Origin of the sequence: Nocardioides zeae, from assembly GCF_030818655.1 — a bacterium.
GTDB lineage: Bacteria > Actinomycetota > Actinomycetes > Propionibacteriales > Nocardioidaceae > Nocardioides > Nocardioides zeae_A.
The window spans coordinates 2,435,673-2,454,341 of record NZ_JAUTAN010000001.1 but is presented as its reverse complement, the minus strand read 5'-3'; the positions used below and the strand labels follow the sequence as shown (position 1 = coordinate 2,454,341).

Genomic DNA, 18,669 nt, shown 5'->3' with positions numbered 1-18,669 from the left:
GGTTCTCCTTTGTCCCGCGCCGAATATTCCGCACGGAACAATAGGCCGCGATGAGCGCGTCGTCCAGCCCCGGTCCTCAGGGGCGGGCGAACACCACGTGGTTCTGGGTGTAGCGCCCCGCGGCGCGGTCGTAGGGCCCCGTGCACGTGATGAGCCGCAGCTGGTCGTCCGCCGTGGCCCCGAAGACGAGCTCGGTGGGGAACCGGTCCTGCTCGACGGCCTCGGCCCGCTCGACGACGTAGGTCACCGCCCGTCCGTCGGCGCGGTGGACGACGACCGTGTCGCCCGGGTCGAGCGTCGCGAGGTCAGCGAACACCGCCGGCCCGTCGGTGGCGTCGACGTGGCCGACGACCACCGTGGGGCCCCGCTCACCGGGGCGACCGCCGCCGACGTACCAGCCCACGTCGTCCGGGTCGGACGGCACCTCGAGCTCACCGTCGTCGCCGATGCCGAGGTCGATCGGCGCCGCGTCGACCCCGAGGGCCGGGATCTCGACGCGGACCGGTCGCGAGCCGTCCTCGGACGGAGCGGACGGGGTGCCCGAGGTACCAGCCGAGGCCGACGGACCGGCCGAGGTCGACGGGGGAGCGGTGGGCGGCGCCGAGGACGCGGCACCGCCCCCGCCCCCGCCGCAACCGGCGAGTGCCAGCGCGGCGAGGACGAGGGCGAGCGACCGGTACGGCGCGGCGTGCTCAGGCACGCCGGCGCGCGATCACGAGCCCCCCGCCCGCGGCCGCGACGGCGATGCCCGCCAGGCCGGCCACCGCCAGCGCCGTACCGGTCCCGTCGGTCCCGACCTCGGTCACCGTGCCCCCCAGGCCGGTGTCGACGCCGCCGACGGGGATCTCCTGCAGCTGGCCGCGCACGGCGCCCGCCGTGAACGCCGCCGTGTGGGTGTCCGCCGAGAAGGACGACGGGTCGGCCTCGAGGTCGGCCAGCGTGAAGCCGGTGCCCGTGTCGTTGCCGTCGTCGCCCTCGATGCCGGTCGTGAACGGGCCCTGCATGCAGCCGCTGGACGTGCGGGTGTCACCGTCGCCCTCCGGGTCGGGGAACGCGATCCGCGGCGGTCCGCCCTGCCCGGCCGGCGCCGCGTGGATGTGGGTCGCGGTGCGCGCGGGGCTCTCGTACTCGCCCGTCACGCCCGTCAGCGTGATGTCGTAGCAGATGACGTCCTCGTCGGCGTTGACCATGAACGTGAACGTGCCGGTCGCCCCCTCCTCGCCCGGGACGGACGCGCCCTCCGCGTTGATGATCGTGTCCGGGGTGGCCATCACGGTGTAGGCGCTCGTGAACGACGCCGGCCGGGGCACCTCCTCGTCGGCGGCCGCGGGCGCGACAGCCGCGGCCAGCCCCAGCGGGGCAGCCACGGCGAGGGCGGCGAGACGGATCGGCGTGCGGTTCGTGCTCATGCGTGCTCCTTCGTCGGGGGCGCCCACGCAGCGCCCGTCACGAGGGGGTACGTCGTCCGCGGCGGCTCCGTTCACCGCGATCGAGAATTTCTCGGTACGGCGCTGAACGGGCCCCGCTCGCGCGTCGTACCCCCTGTCATGACGACGGCTAGGGTCGGTGCGATGTCCGACCTCGACCTCGCGGAGGCCCACCGCCTGCACGCGGGCGAGCTGCTGGGCTTCGCGGTCAACGCGCTGCGCGACCGCGGCGCGGCGGAGGAGTGCGTGCAGGACACGTTCACGCGGGCCTGGCAGGCCCGCGCCACGTACGACGCCACCCGGGCCTCGCTGCGGACCTGGCTGTTCGCGATCGCCCGGAACGCGGTGGTCGACCACCTGCGGGTCCGGGAGCGGCGCCAGCGGCGGGCCGCGGCGGCGGCCGACCAGGTGGGGCTCGAGGCGCGGGTGGTGCCGCTCCACCGGTCGCCGGAGTCGGCGGCGGTCGAGGACCGCCTCGAGCTGGCCTGGGCGCTCGCCCAGCTCAGTCCCGCGCACCGCCGCGTCGTGGTCGCCGTCCGGCTGGAGGGGCTCACCTACGATGCCCTGTCCGCCCGGGACGGGGTGCCGGTGGCGACGCTGCGGACGCGGATGTACCACGCCCTGCGCGCACTCCGCGCGCTGCTGGACCCGGAGGGGGAGTCATGAGCACGTCGTCGGAGCGTCGCGCCGAGCTGATCGCCGGTGCCGTCACCGGCCACCTCGACGAGGTGGAGCAGGCGGAGCTGGACGCGCTCGTCCGCGCGGACCCGACGGTCGCGGTCGAGATCGAGGAGCTGCGGGCGGTGTCCGAGCGGATCGGCGCGCTCGGGGCCTGGGAGGAGGCCCCGGCGCCCGCCGTCGCGGGTGCCCCGCGGCGGCGACGGCTCCTGGCCGCGGCCGCGGCCGCCCTGGTGGTCGGCACCGGCCTCGGTGTGGCCGGCACCCTCGTCGCGCAGCAGGCGGGCGACGGGCCCGACCCGTCCGACCCCTCCGGCCCGCCCGGAACCCTCGGCGTTGCCGAGCCGGTGCGGTTCGAGCCCGTGGCCGGGAGCCCGGCCGCCGAGGCCGAGGTGCGCGCCGAGGTCATCCCGCACACGTGGGGCACGGAGGCCGTGCTGGACGTCGACGGGCTCGCCGTCGGGCAGACCTACGACGTGCTGTTCCTCGACGCCGACGGCTCCCCGGTCAGCGCGGGCGCCTTCCTCGGCTCCACGGTGGAGATCCACTGCAGCCTCAACGCCGCCGTCCTGCGCGAGGACGTCGTGACGCTGCAGATCGTGGGTCCGGACGGGGAGCTGGTGCGCTCCGCCGACCTGCCGACCGTCGCGGGCTGAACGAGCGGTCCGGCAGGGCCCGGAACGGCCGACGGCCGCCGCCCCCGAGGGGACGACGGCCGCCGGCGCTGGTGCGGGTCGTGCTGGTGGTGCGTCAGCCCACCGCGGGGATCGGGACGATCTCGCCGCGGCGGCCCGGCGCACCGTAGAGGTGCAGGACCAGGGCGTCGGCACCGCCGGCGCCGAGCAGGTCGATCGTGGCCCCGTCGGTGTCCTCGAACACCGGGCCCTCGGTGCGGATGCGGGGGGTGCCCGCGTCGTACTCGACCTCGCCGGTCGCGTCGGTCGTGTCGCCCACCGCCGCGTCGTACACACCCGCCACGTAGGTGATGGGCGCGCTCGTCGTGCCGTTGGTCGGGAGGCCGATGGCCGCCTTGCGCACCGGGAGCAGGACCACGTCGGTGTCGAACACGTTGGTGTCGACGTCGGCGTCGAAGAAGTTCACCGGCTGCTGGTCGACGGTGTCACCCGACTCCAGGTCGACGGTCACCGAGTACAGGACGTCCGAGTCCGGGAAGAACTGGAGGTACGTCTCGTAGTCGGGGGTGCCGTCGCCGTTCACGTCGTAGTCGACGAACGGGATGCTGAGGCGGCCCATGGTCGCCCAGTCGCCCCAGGTGTCGATGCCGAACCAGAGGTGGGTGTTGGAGGACCCGGCGCCGACGGACTGGAGGTCCATCCCGCGGTCCGAGCCCTGGTCGACGCAGCCGACCGTCTGGGTGCCGGTGCAGATCGGCATCTGGCCGCTGCGCGCGCCCAGCTCGAGCACCGAGACCACGGAGCGCTGGCGCGCCGTGCCGTCACCCTGGTCGACCCCGTTGCCGTCCAGCACCAGCTGCTGGTTGGCGACCGAGGCCGTGGTCGTGGAGTTGACCCGCGCGACACCGTGGACCGGGACGCGCAGCGGCGTCTTGTTGGGTGCCGTGATGGTCAGGCGGCCGGAGGCGGCCGAGACGAACTGCCGCGGGGTGTCGAGCTGCTCGACGTCCATGGTCGGGTCGATCTGGCGCTGGACGGCGCTGGGCGTGACGACCATGGTGAGCGTCACCGACCGCTCCGAGCGGGCGGGGACGGTCACCGAGGTGGCCGACAGCGTGTAGCGGACGCCCGGCTGGTTCGTCGCGCCCTGCCAGCCCAGCTTGTAGGTGACCGAGGTGGACGAGTTGTTGCGCACCGTCACCGTCTTGGAGCGGGTGGCGTTGGCGGAGCCGGCCGCCACGTTGACGACGCCGAAGGTGGCGGAGACCGGGTTGTTGGTGCCGTTGGTCCACGCGAGCGTGGTGGTCTCCGTCGCCGAGCGGGCGTCGATGCGACCGGCGCCGACGCGGGCCGGGCCGTACTTGGCGCCCGTGCGGCCCTCGTCGGTGAACAGGTCGTTGGTCGCGGTGTTCATGACGGCGGCCTTGACCTGCAGCGGGGTCCACTCCGGGTGCTTGGCCACGACGAGCGCGGCGACACCGGCGGTGACCGGGGCGGCCATCGACGTGCCGGAGAGCGAGGCGCTCCGGCTGCCGGTGCCGACCGCGGCCGAGCTGATGGTGTCGCCGGGGGCGGCGACGTCCGGCTTCACGCCGTTGTAGGTGCCGTGGCCACCGCGGGAGGTGAAGCCCGAGACGGTGTCGGTGATGGCGTCGTCGTAGGTCGAGATGCTCTGCGCGAGGTCGCCGTCGAAGGTGATCGCGAGGGTGCCGGCGGCCGCGGCCGAGCGGAGGCGCTCGGTCTCGGTGCCCGTGAGCTGGATGACCGGGATGTCCGGGTCGCCGGAGATGCCGGCGCCGAAGACGTCGAGCTCGCTGGTGAAGATGGCGCCGATGGCGCCGGCGGCCTTCACGTTCGCGGCGCGGGCGATGGAACCACAGCGTCGCGTGGCGTCCACGTCGTCCCACTCGAGCCAGGCGATCTTGCCGTTCACCTTGGCGGCGTCCGCCGTCGAGAGCGCCTGGCACCCGTCGGCGTTGCTGCCGGGGATGGCCGCGACCGTGCCCGAGACCGGCGGCTCGCCGGCGAAGTCGTAGGCCTGGGAGAACTGGCCCGCGGCGGGGCCGGCGAGGGCCGACGGAGCGGTGACGGTGACCGCGTCGCGGCGCTGCATCGAGTCGACGCTGCTGGCGACGGCGAGCGAGCTGGTCGCGCTGCCGGGCGAGCCGCCGGCGTCGGTCAGGTCGCCCTCGTTGCCGTTGGAGGCGACCGTGAGGACCCCGTGGCGGGTCAGCGAGTCGATGACCGTGTTCTGCGGGTCGTCGGCGGGCACGAACGCGGAGCCGAGCGACAGGTTGATGATGTCGAGGCGGTCGGAGAAGTCACCGTCGCCGTTGGGGTCCAGCGACCAGTCGAGCGCGGCGATGACCTCGTTGGTGCTGCCGCCGCAACCGAACACGCGGAGCGCGTAGATCTCGGACTCGGGCGCCATGCCGGGACCGATCTCGAGCGCGCGGAGCGTCTTCGGGCCGACCGAGGCGTAGTTGCCGGCGAAGGTGCCGCCGCCGGGCAGCACGCCGTACCCGCCCGCGCTGCCGGCCACGTGCGTGCCGTGGCCCTCGCAGTCGAGGGGGTTGGGGTCGGGCGCGGTGACCGGGTTGTAGGTCGGCGACGTGGGGTCGGCGTTGTAGTCGTCGCCCACGAAGTCGTAGCCGCCCGCGATCTTGGCCTGGCCGCGTGCGGGGAGCGCCTCGCGCCAGCCGTCCTCGGTGGACGCCGCGTTCGCCGCCTCGAAGGCCTCGACCGTGCCGGGGCCGCCGAAGGTGGAGTGGGTGTAGTCGACGCCGGTGTCGATGACGCCGATCTTCACGCCCTTGCCGGTGTTGGCGCCGAGGTTCCAGACCGTGTTGGCGCGGACGAGCGCCGCGGCGCTCGAGTTGTCGAGCGTGCGCTCCGCGATGCGGGAGACCTTCGCGACGCCGGGCTCGGCGGCGAGGGCCTCGATGGCGGCGGTCGTGCCCGTGATGGACACGCCGGGCACCGCGTTGCTGACGGTGAACGACGAGGTGGCGCCCGAGTCCGCCGCCTGCGCGACGTCGAGAAGGTCGTCGGCGGTGGCCTCGACCTGCGCGCGGCGCTGCGTGGCCTGCGTGCGGGCGGAGCTGCCCGAGCGCTGGGCGGCCGCGTCGGCGGCGCCCGCGCCCGTGATCTGCACGAAGACGGTCTGGCGTGCGTCGGTGTCGAGGTCGACACCGGGGGCGATCTTGGCCCGCTCGACCGAGGGCGCGGTGGCCTCCGGGATCGGCAGGGGCGCGTCGCCGTCGCCGGGGGCGGCTGACGCGGGGGAGATGGTGAGCATGGAGGCGCCGAGGGCGGCGACGGCGAGGCCGACCCATCGACGTGGTGGTGTGAGGTGCACCCGAGATCTCGCTTTCCGAGCCCGACCCGACGCGTCCACGGGCCCGATCCCGCGGCCGGAAGACGTCCGGTGGTGCGAGCACTGTAGGTCCGAACGGCGTCGTCGACCACGGGTCGCGACGAGGAATTTTCCAGACCGTGACCTGCGCCGACGCGCCGTGACCCACGCCGTGCCGTCCGCGGGCCCTCGTCCTCGTCGGTGCCGGGTGCTGTGATGGGGGCCATGAGCGAGAGCAGCAGCACCGACCCCCGCGCCCTCCTGGGCGGCGACGACGTCCTGGCCGCCGACCTCCCCGACTGGCGCCTGCTGCTGCGGTCGTTGCACGCGCGCTTCGAGCTGGAGTACGGCGCTGCGCTCGCCCTCGTCGCGGCGATCGGTGCCCACGCGGCCGAGGTCGACCACCACCCCGACATCGAGCTGCGCTACGACGCGGTCCGCGTCGTGACGCAGAGCCACGACGTCGGCGGGGTGACGGCGCGCGACGTGGCGCTCGCCCGCCGCGTCTCGGAGCTGGCGCGCGAGCACGGCGCCCGGCCGGCACCGGCGAAGGTCCAGGCCCTGGAGATCGCGCTCGACACCCCCGACCTCGCCCGGATCAAGCCGTTCTGGCGCGCGGTGCTGGGGCTCGCGGACAACCCCCGCGACGGCGACGAGCTCGCCGATGCGCTCGGCACGGGGCTCCCGGGGTTCTGGTTCCAGACCAGCGAGCCCACGGAGGAGGACCGCGCGGGCACGCCCGCGGGCCGCATGCGCTTCCACCTCGACATCACGGTGCCGCACGACGTGGCCCTCGACCGGGTGGAGGCCGCGCTCGCGGCCGGCGGCCGCCTCGTGACCGCCGAGCACGCCCGGTCCTTCTGGGTGCTGGCCGACGCCGAGGGCAACAAGGCGTGCGTGTGCACCTGGCAGGACCGCGGCTGAGCGGAGCGGTCCGGCGACCGTCATGCGAGACCGACGTACCAGGATGTGGGACTCGATGGCAGACTGGTTGACGTCGTCCGGTCCTGACGGCGACCGTAGGCGCATGCGCATTCTTCTTGTACGCACGCGACGCGTGGACTGAGCCCGGAACCACTCCGAGCGCGTCCCCGCGTCACCCCTCGTCGCCATCAGGCCCGAGGGGTTTTTTGTTGGGCCGAGGCAGGTGGCGGACACTGTTCCCGCCGGTCACGGGCCGACGAGCCGCAGCGCACGACCGATCGAGACCGCACCCGCGACGACGCGGGAGCAGACAGGGAAGAACCGAGCCGATGAGTGAGCAGAGCGAGGCGTCCACGCCGACCGTGACCGGGGCGCAGAGCCTCGTCAAGTCGCTGGAGAGCGCCGGGGTCGACACGATCTTCGGCATCCCGGGCGGGGCGATCCTCCCGGCCTACGACCCCCTGATGGACTCCACGCAGATCCGCCACATCCTCGTGCGCCACGAGCAGGCCGGCGGCCACGCCGCGCAGGGGTACGCCGTGGCGACCGGCCGCGTCGGGGTCTGCATGGCCACGTCGGGCCCGGGTGCGACGAACCTCGTCACGCCGCTGGCCGACGCCCACATGGACTCGGTGCCGCTCGTCGCGGTCACGGGCCAGGTCGGCGCGTCCATGATCGGCACGGACGCCTTCCAGGAGGCGGACATCCGCGGCATCACGATGCCGATCACCAAGCACAACTTCCTCGTCACCGACCCCGCCGACATCCCGGTCAAGATCGCCGAGGCGTTCCACATCGCCTCGACCGGCCGCCCCGGCCCGGTGCTGGTCGACATCGCGAAGTCGGCGCTGCAGGCGTCGACCACGTTCCGCTGGCCGACGGAGCTCCACCTCCCCGGCTACCGCCCGGTGACGCGCCCCCACGGCAAGCAGATCCGCGAGGCCGTCAAGCTCATCCTCGAGTCCCGCAAGCCGGTGCTCTACGTCGGTGGCGGCGTCATCCGCTCGGGCGCCTCCCGCGAGCTCCGCCGCCTGGCCGAGTTCACGGGCATGCCCGTCGTCACCACCCTGATGGCGCTCGGCGCCTTCCCCGACAGCCACCCGCAGCACATGGGCATGCCCGGCATGCACGGCACGGTCGCGGCGGTCGCGGCGCTCCAGAAGAGCGACCTCATCATCAGCCTCGGCGCGCGCTTCGACGACCGCGTCACCGGCAACCTCGACTCGTTCGCGCCGAACGCCAAGGTCATCCACGCCGACATCGACCCGGCCGAGATCGGCAAGAACCGCCACGCCGACGTGCCCATCGTGGGCGACGCGCGCGAGGTCATCGACGAGCTCCTGGCGCTCCTGACGTCGCAGGCCGACGCCGGCCACACGGGTGACTACGAGGGCTGGGCCGCGTTCCTCTCCGGGGTCAAGGGCCGCTACCCGCTGGGGTACGACACGCCCCCGGACGGCGCCCTCGCGCCGCAGTACGTGCTCGAGCGGCTGAGCGACATCGCCGGTCCCGACTCCATCTACTGCTCGGGCGTCGGGCAGCACCAGATGTGGTCGGCGCACTACGTGCAGTACGAGCACCCGCGCACCTGGATCAACTCCGGCGGCCTCGGGACGATGGGCTTCTCGGTGCCCGCCGCGATGGGCGCCAAGGTCGGCCGTCCCGACACGACCGTCTGGTCCATCGACGGCGACGGCTGCTTCCAGATGACCAACCAGGAGCTGGCGACCTGCGCGATCGAGGGCATCCCGATCAAGGTCGCGGTCGTCAACAACGAGTCGCTCGGCATGGTGCGCCAGTGGCAGTCGCTGTTCTACGAGGGCCGCTACTCCAACACCGACCTGCACTCGAAGCGCATCCCCGACTTCGTGAAGCTCGCGGACGCCTACGGCTGCGTCGGCCTCTCCTGCGAGACGCCCGACCAGGTCGACGCGACCATCGAGAAGGCCATGGAGATCAACGACGTGCCCGTCGTCGTCGACTTCCGCGTCCACCGCGACGCGATGGTCTGGCCGATGGTGGCCGCCGGCGCCAGCAACGACGAGATCAAGTACGCGCGGGACCTCGCGCCCACCTTCGACGAGGACGATCTGTGATGAGCGACAAGCACACCCTGTCCGTGCTGGTGGAGAACAAGCCCGGTGTGCTCGCGCGCATCGCGGCCCTGTTCAGCCGCCGCGGCTACAACATCGACAGCCTCGCGGTGGGCCCGACGGAGCACCCCGAGATCTCCCGCATGACGATCGTCGTCGACGTCGAGACGTCGCCGATGGAGCAGGTCGTCAAGCAGCTCAACAAGCTCGTCGAGGTCATCAAGATCGTCGAGCTCGACCCGACGAACTCGGTCAACCGCGAGCTCGTCATGGTCAAGGTCCGCGCCGACGCGGAGACCCGCGGCCAGGTGCTCGACACCGTGCAGCTCTTCCGCGCCAAGGTCATCGACGTCGCCCCCGACGCCGTGACCATCCAGATCGCGGGCAACGCGGGCAAGATCGCGGACTTCCTCCGCGTGCTCGAGCCCTTCGGCATCCGCGAGCTCGTGCAGTCGGGCATGGTCGGGATCGGCCGCGGTTCGCGCTCCATCACCGAGCGCACCGTGCGCCCGGTCCCCGTCCCGGTCCCGGCCCCGGCGGCCGGCTGACGCCACCCTCGGGGGCGCGGGTCCTCGCTCGCGCCCACCAGCGACGTACCACTCGAGAAGTCAACCCAGAAGGAGTAGCCCCCAGTGGCTGAGATCTACTACGACGACGACGCCGACCTGTCCCTGATCCAGGGCAAGAACGTGGCCGTCATCGGCTACGGCAGCCAGGGGCACGCCCACGCCCTCAACCTGCGCGACTCCGGGGTCGACGTCCGCGTCGGCCTCGCCGCGGGCTCGAAGAGCCGCGCCAAGGCGGAGGAGGAGGGCCTGCGGGTCCTCGACGTCGCCGCCGCGGTCGAGGAGGCGGACGTCATCGTCATCCTCACGCCCGACCAGGTGCAGCGCCACGTCTACGCCGAGTCGATCCAGCCCCACCTCGCCGCGGGCGACACGCTGGTCTTCGGCCACGGCTTCAACATCCGCTTCGGCTACATCCAGGCGCCCGAGGGCGTCGACGTGATCCTCGTGGCCCCGAAGGCCCCGGGCCACACCGTGCGCCGCGAGTACGTCGCGGGCCGCGGCATCCCGGACATCATCGCCGTCGAGCAGGACGCCTCCGGCGCTGCCTGGGACCTGGCGAAGTCCTACGCGAAGGCCATCGGCGGCACCCGCGCCGGCGTCATCAAGACGACCTTCACCGAGGAGACCGAGACCGACCTGTTCGGTGAGCAGGCCGTGCTCTGCGGTGGCGTCTCGCACCTCGTGCAGGCGGGCTTCGAGACCCTGACCGACGCGGGCTACCAGCCGGAGATCGCCTACTTCGAGGTGCTCCACGAGCTCAAGCTGATCGTCGACCTCATGTGGGAGGGCGGCATCGCGAAGCAGCGCTGGAGCGTCTCCGACACGGCGGAGTACGGCGACTACGTCTCCGGTCCCCGCGTCGTCGACGCCGGCACGAAGGAGCGGATGCAGGGCATCCTCGCCGACATCCAGGACGGCACCTTCGCCAAGCGCTTCATCGGCGACCAGGACAACGGCGGCGAGGAGTTCCAGCGCCTGCGCGAGGAGGAGGCCGGTCACCCCATCGAGAAGACGGGCAAGGAGCTCCGCGCCCACTTCTCGTGGCAGCAGGCCGACGCCGACTACACGGAGGGCTCGGCCGCGCGCTGACCCCCTGAGCGGTACGACGAGACCCCCGGGACCGTGTGGTCCCGGGGGTCTCGTGCGTCAGGAGGCAGCCGGTCGGTCCGGCCGTCTCACTTCACCTCGGAGCGCCGCAGCAGGAGCAGGCCGACGGCGAGGGGGAGGAGGAGCCACGGCACCGAGGCGGTGGCCAGGTGCGCCCACTCCTGACCGGTCGGCCAGTCCTCGAAGAGCGCCGTCTGGGCGTAGTTGAAGTCCAGCCAGGGCTGCAGGTCGGCCCACCAGTCCTGGTAGGCGGCCAGGGTGTAGCTGAGGGTGCTGAGCACGAAGGAGTAGACGAAGTAGCCCACGATCGCGGCCGGTGAGCTGCGCAGGAGGACGCCGAGCATGAAGCCGACGGCCATGCCGAGCAGGTTGGCGATGACGATCGAGGTGAACTGGGCGACGGTCACGTCCCAGACGGGGTCGATGCCCGCGACGGCGGAGCCGAGCAGGGTGCCCACCGCGCCGACGCCGAGGGCGACCAGCATGGAGACGACACCCACGACGGCCGCCACCGCCGCCTTCGCCCCGATGACGCGACCGCGCTGGGGCACCATGGTGAACGTGGTGAGCCCGCTGCGCTGGCTCCACTCGCTCGTCACGGACAGGATGGCGAGCACCGGCAGGATCACCGCCATGGGCGTGCCGATCGCGCCGGCGAACTGGCCGTAGTCCAGGTCCGCCTGCGGGGCGAAGGCGATCACCGCGCCGGTCGCGACGAGCGCGAGCAGCACGATGCTGACGCAGAGCCACAGCCCCGCCCGGGTGTCGAACGTCTTGCGGGCCTCGACGACGACGAGGCGGCCGAACGAGGGGCGTCGCAGGTCGGCCCGAGCGGATCGGGATGCGCGGGCGGGGGCGGTGACGGGGCCGGCGTCGACGGTCGTGCTCATGCCGCCCTCCCTTCGGTGGTGGTGGCGGCGGTGGTGGCGGGGGTCTCCCGCTGGGTGTCGGCGGTGAGCTGCAGGAACATCTCCTCCAGCCCGGTGCCGCCCGCGGGCTGCAGCTGGGCGAGCGGCACACCGACCTGGTGGGCCAGCCGCCCGACGACGGGGCCGTCGGCCTCGACGCGGAGCGACCCGTCGCCCTGACGGGTCACCGCCAGCCCGGCGGCGGTGCAGGCCCGCACGAGGGCGGCGGCGTCGGAGGTCTCGGCGGGCGCCACGACGGTGCCGGCGCGCTCGAGGAGCGACGCCTTCGTGCCCTCGGCGACGATGCGTCCCCGGCCGATGACGACGAGGTCGTCGGCGATGACCTCGATCTCGTGGAGCAGGTGGCTGGACAGCAGCACCGTGCCGCCGTCCGCGGCGAACCCGCGGAGCAGGTCGCGCATCCACCGGATGCCGGCCGGGTCGAGCCCGTTCGCCGGCTCGTCGAGCACGAGCACCTCCGGCTCGCCGACGAGGGCGACGGCGATGCCGAGCCGCTGGCGCATGCCCAGCGAGTAGTTGCGCACCCGGCGGTCGGCCTCCTCGTCGGTGAGGGACACGAGGTCGAGCATGGCCGTGGCGCGGCTGCGCGGCAGGCCGGCCGTCATCGCGGCGAGCGTGAGGATCTCGCGACCGGTGCGACCGGCGTGCTGGGCGGAGGCGTCGAGGAGCACGCCGACCTCGCGGGGCGGGTTCGGCAGGTCGGCGTACGCCGCGCCGCAGATCCGCGCGGTGCCCGAGGTCGGGGGCGTGAGGCCGACCATCATCCGCATGGTCGTGGACTTCCCGGCGCCGTTGGGGCCGAGGAAGCCGGTGACGCGGCCGGGGCGGGCGGTGAGGCTCACGTCGTCGACGGCGCGGTGCGCGCCGTACGTCTTGGTCAGTCCGTTGACGTCGATCATGGTCCGAGCCTCGCCCGATCGGGTGCCGGGCGGCATCGGGGACGGACCCTGGGGCGACCCTGGCCGACCCCTCGGCCCGGCCAGGGTCGGGGGCGGGGAATGGGAGCGGTCCCCTCGGGGTTCAGAGCGGCGTGCGCATCGAGATCTGGTCCGACGTCGTGTGTCCGTGGTGCTTCATCGGCAAGCGCCGGATGGAGACCGCCCTGGCGTCCTTCGAGCACGCCGACGAGGTCGAGGTGGTCTACCGCTCCTTCGAGCTGGACCCCACGGCGCCGCGCAACGGCACGGAGCGCACCGTCGACGCGCTGACGCGGAAGTACGGCCCCCAGGCGCCCCAGATGATGGCCCAGGTCGACGGCATCGCCCGCCAGGAGGGGCTCGACTTCCACCAGGACCGCACGGTGCACGGCAACACCGTCGACGCCCACCGCCTGCTCCACCTCGCGCTGGCCGAGGGCGGCCCGGCGCAGCAGGTGGCCGTCAAGGAGGCGTTCCTGTCGGCGTACTTCGAGCACGCCCGCAACCTGTCCGACCCCGCCGAGCTGCGAGCCGTCGCCCTCGAGGCGGGGCTGCCCGCCGAGCGGGTGGACGAGGTGCTCGCGAGCGACGAGTACGCCGACGCGGTGGCCGCGGACGTGCAGCAGGCGCGCGCCTTCGGGGCCACCGGTGTGCCGTTCTTCGTCGTCGACCGCGCCTTCGGGGTCTCGGGGGCGCAGTCGGTCGAGGTCTTCACGCAGGTGCTGGAGCGGGCGTGGGCGCAGTCGCACCCGTCGCTGGTGCAGGTCGGCGGGGACGACGCGGACGCGTGCGGCCCCGACGGTTGCGCGGTGCCCGGGGCCTGACGCTCCTCCGGGCCGCGCGGGTCAGCGCGGTCGGGACGGCCGACGGCTGCTGAGCACGCGCCAGGCCCAGCGCAGCCGCGCGGGTCGGAGCACGAGGCGGCGCGCCACCCGGGCGAGGTCGGTGACGCGGGCGGCGAGCAGGGCGACGGGACCGATCGGTCGCGGGTCGATGCGGACGTCGAAGCGCTCGAGGACGGTGGGGGACACCCGGATGCCGTGGACGGCGTTGACGAGGTTGTCCCCGTGGATGTGCTGGATCCACATGGGCGGTCCCTCCAGCTGGCGCACGGGGGCGACCTCGCCGGCCCGGGGATGGCGCACGGCGTAGACGGTGGTCGCCTCGTCCCGCCGCTCCGTGCGGGTGAGAAAGGCGTTCGAGGGGTCGCGGAGCCGGTGGACGGCCCCCTCCGCCGTCACCTGCAGCCCGGAGGCGAAGTTGAGGAACTCGGCCGTGGGGCGGAGGGCCGCGCGCGTGCGGGCGACGAAGTCCCGGGCGAGGGCGTCGTCGTTGTCGAGCCGGGTGGTGGCGACCCAGGTACCGCTGCTGTGGCGGCGGACGTGCTCGGCGTAGACCGACATCGGCACCTCGCCGGGCAGCCACACCGGCTCGAACATGCCTGCCCCGAGCTCGTGCACGACCTCGCGCAGCCAGCCGGGGCTCCCGCTGTCGAAGAACACGAGCCAGCCCGTCGGTGGCTCCGACTGGCCGGCCACGGAGGGCAGGCAGACGCGGGTGAAGAGGCGTACCCGCTCCCGCAGCCAGGGGTCGCCCGCGGTGCGCCCCCGACGCTTCACGTTGAACCTCGTCAGCAGGAGGAGGTCGATGGGCGCGGCGTGGTCGGGATGGGGCTCGGTCACCCGAGCACCATATATAAATGCACATTACGAGATGGTCATCGTGGCGCGATCCGCGACAGGAGCAGGCCGAGGTCGCGCGCGGTCGCGAGCGTGACCGTCAGGCGGTGCCGGGCGCCCTCCGTCTCGCGCACCTCCACCCAGGTGGTCGTGCCGCCGACGGGGCGCATGACCTGGATCACGAGGTGGGCCGGCTCCTCCTCGAACTCGGTCGGCACGGCCCCGTGGGCGAGGAAGCCCGCCAGGGTCGTGCTCGCGCCGCGGTGCACGCGGTCGTCGGGATGGTCGTCCTGCCGGTGCTCCGCCACGCACCAGTGCGGGCACGGCTCCCTGAGCCAGGTCGGTCGTTCGTCGTGCATCGGCAACCCCCGTCGTCGGTCTGCTCGGAACCTAGGTGCCACCACCGACGACCTCGCCGCGCGACGGGACGTCCTCCACAGGCCCGTGGTGTGATCCCGAGATTCACATATATTGATGGTCGTAGCGAGGTGGCCGCGCGGCGATGGTGGAGCGGTGATGGAAGACGAGTGGAAGACGTTCTCCCGCGAGGTGGGCGTCCGGCTGCAGCAGGCGCGCCAGCGCAAGGGCCTCAGCCAGGAGCGGGTGGCGCACCTGGCCGGCGTCGCCGGGTTCACCTACCAGAAGTTCGAGAAGGGCGAGTCCCGACCGGGCGTGGCCATGAACCCGCGCCTGCAGACGCTGCTCGCGGTCTGCGAGGTGCTCGAGATCGACGTGGCGACCCTGCTCGAGGGCGCACCCCGGCTGACCTGACCGCGGGGGCGGTCGGGAGCTGGTCGGGGCGGGATCATCGGAAGGCTGCTCCTGGTCTCGACGGCGGTCCGGGTGCTGCCGGAATCAGCACCATTTATAAATGCCCACCAAAGGGTGGTCAAGCACCTGTGTCGTGTCCCGCACTCCGGCGGTGGCCGTGGCCGGGGCGGCGGGCTCTTGGTCAATTCTTGCCGGTCAGGTGAGGTGAACCTAACTCAACGGGTCTATATTCAGCGCTCGTGCTCGCCAGCTACCTCATCGGTCTGCGGGAGGGGCTCGAGGCGGCGCTCGTCGTGAGCGTCCTCGTGGCCTACCTCGTCAAGACCGGCCGCGCCGCCCTGCTCTGGAAGATCTGGGTGGGCGTGGGCCTCGCCGTCGCCGTCAGCCTCGCGTTCGGCGCCGTCCTCACGTTCGGCCCCCGTGGCCTCACCTTCGAGGCCCAGGAGGCGATCGGCGGCAGCCTCTCGATCGTCGCCGTCGGCTTCGTCACCTGGATGATCTTCTGGATGGCGGGCAACGCCCGCTCGCTCGCGGGCGAGCTGCGGGGCCGGATCGACTCCGCGGCGGGCGGCAACCCGGCCGCCCTCGTCGTCATCGCCGTCCTCGCCGTCGGTCGCGAGGGCCTCGAGACCGCCCTGATCGTCTGGTCGACGACGCGCTCGGTCACCGGGACGGGCACCGTCGACGGCCTCCCCACCTGGGAGCCGCTGGTCGGCGTGGCGCTGGGTCTCGCGACCGCCGTCGTGCTGGGCGTGCTCATCTACAAGGGCGCCGTCACCCTCAACCTCACCGTCTTCTTCACCTGGACCGGCGCCTTCCTGGTGCTCGTCGCCGGCGGCGTGCTGGCCTACGGCGTGCACGACCTCCAGGAGGCGCGCTTCCTGCCCGGCCTCCACGACCTCGCGTGGGACGTCACGAGCTGGTACGACGCCAGCTCCGTCTACGCCGCCGTCCTCAAGGGCGTCTTCAACTTCTCGCCGCAGACGACCTGGCTCGAGGCGACCGTCTGGGTCCTCTACGTCGTCCCGGTGATGTTCCTCTTCCTCCGCGCCGTCCGTCGGCGCCCGACCGGTGCCGTCCGCCCGGCCGACCCCACTCCCACGAAGGAAACCGCATGATCCGCACCCTCTCGTCCCGCCGCGGCCGCGTGCCGCTGGCCGTGCTGGCACTGGCGCCCCTCGCGCTGGCGGCCGCGTGCACGGAGAACGCCGACCCGAGCGACAGCGGCGACCCCCGGGTGCTCGCGGTCGCGTCGTCGGCCGACGGCTGCGAGCTCTCCTCGACGGAGGCGCCGGCGGGCACGCTCACGTTCGACGTGACCAACGCGGGCGACGACGTGACGGAGTTCTACCTGCTCGACTCCGACGGCCTGCGCATCCTCGGCGAGGTCGAGAACGTCGCGCCCAACACCAGCGCGAAGCTGACCGTCAACGTGGCGGCCGGTGACTACGTGACCGCCTGCAAGCCGGGGATGGTCGGGGACGGCATCCGGGGCGACTTCACCGTCGCCGCCTCCGACGACGGCGGGTCCGGGGCGTCCGCCACCGACAGCGAGCTCGTGGAGCAGGCGCAGACCAACTACGCGGCGTACGTCGAGGACCAGGCCGACCAGCTCCTCACCGGCACCACCGAGTTCGCCGCCCTGGTGACGGCCCGCGACGACGACGCGGCACGGGCGCTCTACCCGCAGGCCCGCCAGCACTGGGAGCGCATCGAGACGGTGGCCGAGTCGTTCGGCACGCTCGACCCCGAGATGGACCTCCGGGAGGCGGACCTCGAGCCCGGCCAGGAGTGGACCGGCTGGCATGTGCTGGAGAAGGACCTGTGGCCGGAGGACGCCTCCGACTACACCCCGCTCACCGACGACCAGCGCGCCGCGCTGACCGACAAGCTCGTGGCCGACACCGAGACGCTGGTCGAGCTGGTGAACGCGCCCGACATGACCTACCCGATCGACTTCATCGCCAACGGCTCCCGTGGGCTGCTCGACGAGGTCGCGACCGGCAAGATCACCGGTGAGGAGGAGGCCTGGTCGCACACCGACCTGTGGGACTTCCAGGCCAACGTCGACGGGGCCCGGGTGGCCTACGAGGGCGTGCGCCCGATCGTGCTGGAGAACGACGCCGACCTGGCGGCCGAGCTCGACGAGGAGTTCGCGGACCTGCAGACGCTGCTCGACGCCCAGCGCGAGGGTGACGGCTTCGTCTCCTACGACACCGTGGGCGAGGACCAGCGCGGCGAGCTGTCCGACGCGGTCAACGCGCTGTCCGAGCCGCTCTCGCGGCTGACCGCGGCCGTCGTCGCGTGAGCGCGGGCCTCTCGCGACGCGGCCTCCTCGGCGGGGGTCTCGCGGCGGGGGGCGTCGCGCTGGCGGCCGGGGGGTACGCCGCGGGTCGCCTCGGCGACGACGCGACGGCCGCTGCGGGCGAGCCCGCGTCGTACCCCTTCCGGGGGGAGCGGCAGGCGGGGATCGTGACCGCGGCGCAGGACCGCCTGCACTTCGCGGCCTTCGACGTCGTCACCGACGACCGCGACGAGCTGGTCGAGCTGCTGCGACGCTGGACGGACGCTGCCGAGCGGATGGTCCAGGGCCAGTCGGCGGGGCCGGTCGGCGCCGTCAACGGTGCCCAGAACCTGCCGCCGGACGACACGGGGGAGGCCCTCGACCTGCCGCCCTCGCGGCTCACGATCACGATCGGGTTCGGGCCGGGGCTGTTCGAGCACCCCGACCTGGGCGCGACCGGTTCGGGCTGGCCGACCGGCGGCCCGCCGCGCTCGCCGACCTGCCGCACTTCCCCGCGGACGTGCTGGACCCGGCGCGCTCGGGGGGCGACCTCTGCGTGCAGGCCTGCGCGGACGACCCCCAGGTGGCCGTCCACGCCGTGCGGAACCTGGCGCGGATCGGCTTCGGCACCGTCTCGGTGCGGTGGTCGCAGCTCGGCTTCGGCCGCACGTCGACGACCACGACGAGCCAGTCCACGCCGCGCAACCTGTTCGGCTTCAAGGACGGCACGATGAACGTCCGCGCGGAGGAGGGCGCCGCGCTCGACGAGCACGTGTGGGTCGGGGCCGACGACGACGCGGCGGGCTCCTGGCTCGCCGGCGGCAGCTACCTCGTCGCGCGTCGGATCGCCATGACCATCGAGGTCTGGGACCGCCAGCAGCTCGGTGAGCAGGAGCAGTCGATCGGCCGGTTCAAGGGGTCCGGGGGACCGCTGTCGGGCGGTGCGGAGGACGCCCAGCCCGACTTCGGGATGCAGGGCAGCGACGGCCCGGTCATGCCGGTGGACTCGCACGTCGCGGTCGTGCACCCCGACCGCTTCGGAGGCGCGCGGATGCTGCGCCGGGGCTACAACTTCGTCGACGGCAGCACCGACGTCGGCGGGTTGGACGCGGGCCTGTTCTTCATCGCCTTCGTGCGCGACCCCCGCACCCACTTCATCCCGCTCCAGACGGAGATGGCGCGCAACGACCGGTTGATGGAGTACCTGCGGTTCACCTCCTCCGCGCTCTTCGCCGTGCCCCCGGGTGCGCGCGAGGGCGAGTTCGTGGGGCAGGCGCTCTTCGCCTGAGCCTGGCGCGGAC

At 73.1% G+C, this 18,669-nt stretch carries 18 protein-coding genes and 1 pseudogene; 12 read left to right on the top strand and 7 right to left on the bottom strand.

All coding sequences use genetic code 11. The annotated features are described in order from the left end of the window. Positions 1-76: 76 nt before the first annotated feature. A complete protein-coding gene (locus tag QE405_RS11745; protein WP_307200905.1) occupies positions 77-700 on the bottom strand; it encodes a class F sortase in 624 nt (207 codons plus the stop codon). Continuing rightward, a complete protein-coding gene (locus QE405_RS11740) occupies positions 693-1,409 on the bottom strand; it encodes a CHRD domain-containing protein (RefSeq protein WP_307200902.1) in 717 nt (238 codons plus the stop codon). The genes QE405_RS11745 and QE405_RS11740 overlap by 8 nt, the downstream gene beginning before the upstream one ends. 162 nt (positions 1,410-1,571) lie before the next feature. Here QE405_RS11740 and QE405_RS11735 point away from each other — a divergent pair, with 162 nt between their 5' ends. Both QE405_RS11735 and QE405_RS11730 read left to right on the top strand, forming a co-directional pair. After that, positions 1,572-2,093, top strand: coding sequence for an RNA polymerase sigma factor (locus tag QE405_RS11735; RefSeq protein WP_307200900.1), 522 nt, complete (start codon positions 1,572-1,574; stop codon positions 2,091-2,093). Beyond that, positions 2,090-2,761 carry a hypothetical protein gene (locus tag QE405_RS11730; RefSeq protein WP_307200898.1) on the top strand — a complete coding sequence of 224 codons (672 nt, stop codon included), beginning with the start codon at positions 2,090-2,092 and terminating at the stop codon, positions 2,759-2,761. Before QE405_RS11735 ends, QE405_RS11730 begins: the two co-directional genes overlap by 4 nt. 94 nt (positions 2,762-2,855) lie before the next feature. Here QE405_RS11730 and QE405_RS11725 read toward each other — a convergent pair whose 3' ends face one another. Continuing rightward, on the bottom strand, positions 2,856-6,098 hold the full coding sequence (locus tag QE405_RS11725; RefSeq protein ID WP_307200896.1) for a S8 family peptidase: 3,243 nt from the start codon (positions 6,096-6,098) through the stop codon (positions 2,856-2,858). Between the two features lie 222 nt (positions 6,099-6,320). Here QE405_RS11725 and QE405_RS11720 point away from each other — a divergent pair, with 222 nt between their 5' ends. The 4 genes from QE405_RS11720 (at position 6,321) to ilvC (ending at position 10,770) form a co-directional block, all read left to right on the top strand. Next, the gene (locus QE405_RS11720; RefSeq protein ID WP_307200894.1) at positions 6,321-7,019 is read left to right on the top strand and encodes a VOC family protein; all 699 of its coding nucleotides are present in this window, start codon (positions 6,321-6,323) and stop codon (positions 7,017-7,019) included. A 329-nt stretch (positions 7,020-7,348) separates the two neighbouring features. Then, positions 7,349-9,115, top strand: coding sequence for an acetolactate synthase large subunit (locus QE405_RS11715; protein ID WP_307200892.1), 1,767 nt, complete (start codon positions 7,349-7,351; stop codon positions 9,113-9,115). Next, positions 9,115-9,660, top strand: a complete 546-nt coding sequence (ilvN, locus tag QE405_RS11710) for an acetolactate synthase small subunit (protein ID WP_307200890.1) — start codon at positions 9,115-9,117, stop codon at positions 9,658-9,660. The genes QE405_RS11715 and ilvN overlap by 1 nt, the downstream gene beginning before the upstream one ends. An 84-nt stretch (positions 9,661-9,744) precedes the next feature. Beyond that, positions 9,745-10,770: a ketol-acid reductoisomerase gene (ilvC, locus tag QE405_RS11705; protein WP_307200888.1), complete on the top strand. Its 1,026-nt coding sequence runs from the start codon at positions 9,745-9,747 to the stop codon at positions 10,768-10,770. Between the two features lie 86 nt (positions 10,771-10,856). On the opposite strand, the gene QE405_RS11700 is transcribed toward ilvC, so the two are convergent. Both QE405_RS11700 and QE405_RS11695 read right to left on the bottom strand, forming a co-directional pair. Next, positions 10,857-11,678, bottom strand: coding sequence for an ABC transporter permease subunit (locus QE405_RS11700; protein ID WP_307200887.1), 822 nt, complete (start codon positions 11,676-11,678; stop codon positions 10,857-10,859). Then, positions 11,675-12,616 (bottom strand): ABC transporter ATP-binding protein, encoded by a 942-nt coding sequence (locus tag QE405_RS11695; RefSeq protein WP_307200885.1) that lies wholly within the window; start codon positions 12,614-12,616, stop codon positions 11,675-11,677. Before QE405_RS11695 ends, QE405_RS11700 begins: the two co-directional genes overlap by 4 nt. Before the next feature lie 131 nt (positions 12,617-12,747). Between QE405_RS11695 and QE405_RS11690 the strand changes: the two genes are divergently transcribed. After that, on the top strand, positions 12,748-13,458 hold the full coding sequence (locus QE405_RS11690) for a DsbA family oxidoreductase (RefSeq protein WP_307200882.1): 711 nt from the start codon (positions 12,748-12,750) through the stop codon (positions 13,456-13,458). Between the two features lie 21 nt (positions 13,459-13,479). Here the strand turns inward: QE405_RS11690 and QE405_RS11685 are convergent, their stop codons facing one another. Next, positions 13,480-14,316 carry a glycosyltransferase gene (locus QE405_RS11685; RefSeq protein ID WP_307200880.1) on the bottom strand — a complete coding sequence of 279 codons (837 nt, stop codon included), beginning with the start codon at positions 14,314-14,316 and terminating at the stop codon, positions 13,480-13,482. Positions 14,317-14,351: 35 nt separating this feature from the next. Beyond that, positions 14,352-14,672 carry a DUF6907 domain-containing protein gene (locus QE405_RS11680; protein ID WP_307200878.1) on the bottom strand — a complete coding sequence of 107 codons (321 nt, stop codon included), beginning with the start codon at positions 14,670-14,672 and terminating at the stop codon, positions 14,352-14,354. Between the two features lie 157 nt (positions 14,673-14,829). On the opposite strand from QE405_RS11680, the gene QE405_RS11675 reads away from it, so the two are divergent. From QE405_RS11675 to QE405_RS11655, 5 genes and pseudogenes are all read left to right on the top strand, one after another. Next, positions 14,830-15,084: a helix-turn-helix domain-containing protein gene (locus QE405_RS11675; protein ID WP_163773816.1), complete on the top strand. Its 255-nt coding sequence runs from the start codon at positions 14,830-14,832 to the stop codon at positions 15,082-15,084. 239 nt (positions 15,085-15,323) lie between these two features. After that, positions 15,324-16,202, top strand: a complete 879-nt coding sequence (gene efeU / locus QE405_RS11670; protein ID WP_307200876.1) for an iron uptake transporter permease EfeU — start codon at positions 15,324-15,326, stop codon at positions 16,200-16,202. After that, entirely contained in the window at positions 16,199-17,392 is a 1,194-nt protein-coding gene (gene efeO / locus QE405_RS11665; protein WP_307200873.1) for an iron uptake system protein EfeO, read from the top strand. Before efeU ends, efeO begins: the two co-directional genes overlap by 4 nt. Next, positions 17,389-17,748: pseudogene (locus QE405_RS11660) on the top strand (Dyp-type peroxidase domain-containing protein); the annotation flags it as partial. The gene efeO and the pseudogene QE405_RS11660, both read left to right, overlap by 4 nt. Continuing rightward, entirely contained in the window at positions 17,643-18,656 is a 1,014-nt protein-coding gene (locus QE405_RS11655) for a Dyp-type peroxidase (protein ID WP_307205789.1), read from the top strand. The pseudogene QE405_RS11660 and the gene QE405_RS11655, both read left to right, overlap by 106 nt. Positions 18,657-18,669 lie beyond the last annotated feature (13 nt).

Coding starts and splice junctions, on each gene's coding strand:
- QE405_RS11740 (WP_307200902.1), bottom strand. CDS start 1,409: ATGAGCACGAACCGCACGCCGATCCGTCTCGCCGCCCTCGCCGTGGCT.
- QE405_RS11735 (WP_307200900.1), top strand. CDS start 1,572: ATGTCCGACCTCGACCTCGCGGAGGCCCACCGCCTGCACGCGGGCGAG.
- QE405_RS11730 (WP_307200898.1), top strand. CDS start 2,090: ATGAGCACGTCGTCGGAGCGTCGCGCCGAGCTGATCGCCGGTGCCGTC.
- QE405_RS11720 (WP_307200894.1), top strand. CDS start 6,321: ATGAGCGAGAGCAGCAGCACCGACCCCCGCGCCCTCCTGGGCGGCGAC.
- QE405_RS11715 (WP_307200892.1), top strand. CDS start 7,349: ATGAGTGAGCAGAGCGAGGCGTCCACGCCGACCGTGACCGGGGCGCAG.
- ilvN (WP_307200890.1), top strand. CDS start 9,115: ATGAGCGACAAGCACACCCTGTCCGTGCTGGTGGAGAACAAGCCCGGT.
- QE405_RS11700 (WP_307200887.1), bottom strand. CDS start 11,678: ATGAGCACGACCGTCGACGCCGGCCCCGTCACCGCCCCCGCCCGCGCA.
- QE405_RS11695 (WP_307200885.1), bottom strand. CDS start 12,616: ATGATCGACGTCAACGGACTGACCAAGACGTACGGCGCGCACCGCGCC.
- QE405_RS11680 (WP_307200878.1), bottom strand. CDS start 14,672: ATGCACGACGAACGACCGACCTGGCTCAGGGAGCCGTGCCCGCACTGG.
- QE405_RS11675 (WP_163773816.1), top strand. CDS start 14,830: ATGGAAGACGAGTGGAAGACGTTCTCCCGCGAGGTGGGCGTCCGGCTG.
- efeO (WP_307200873.1), top strand. CDS start 16,199: ATGATCCGCACCCTCTCGTCCCGCCGCGGCCGCGTGCCGCTGGCCGTG.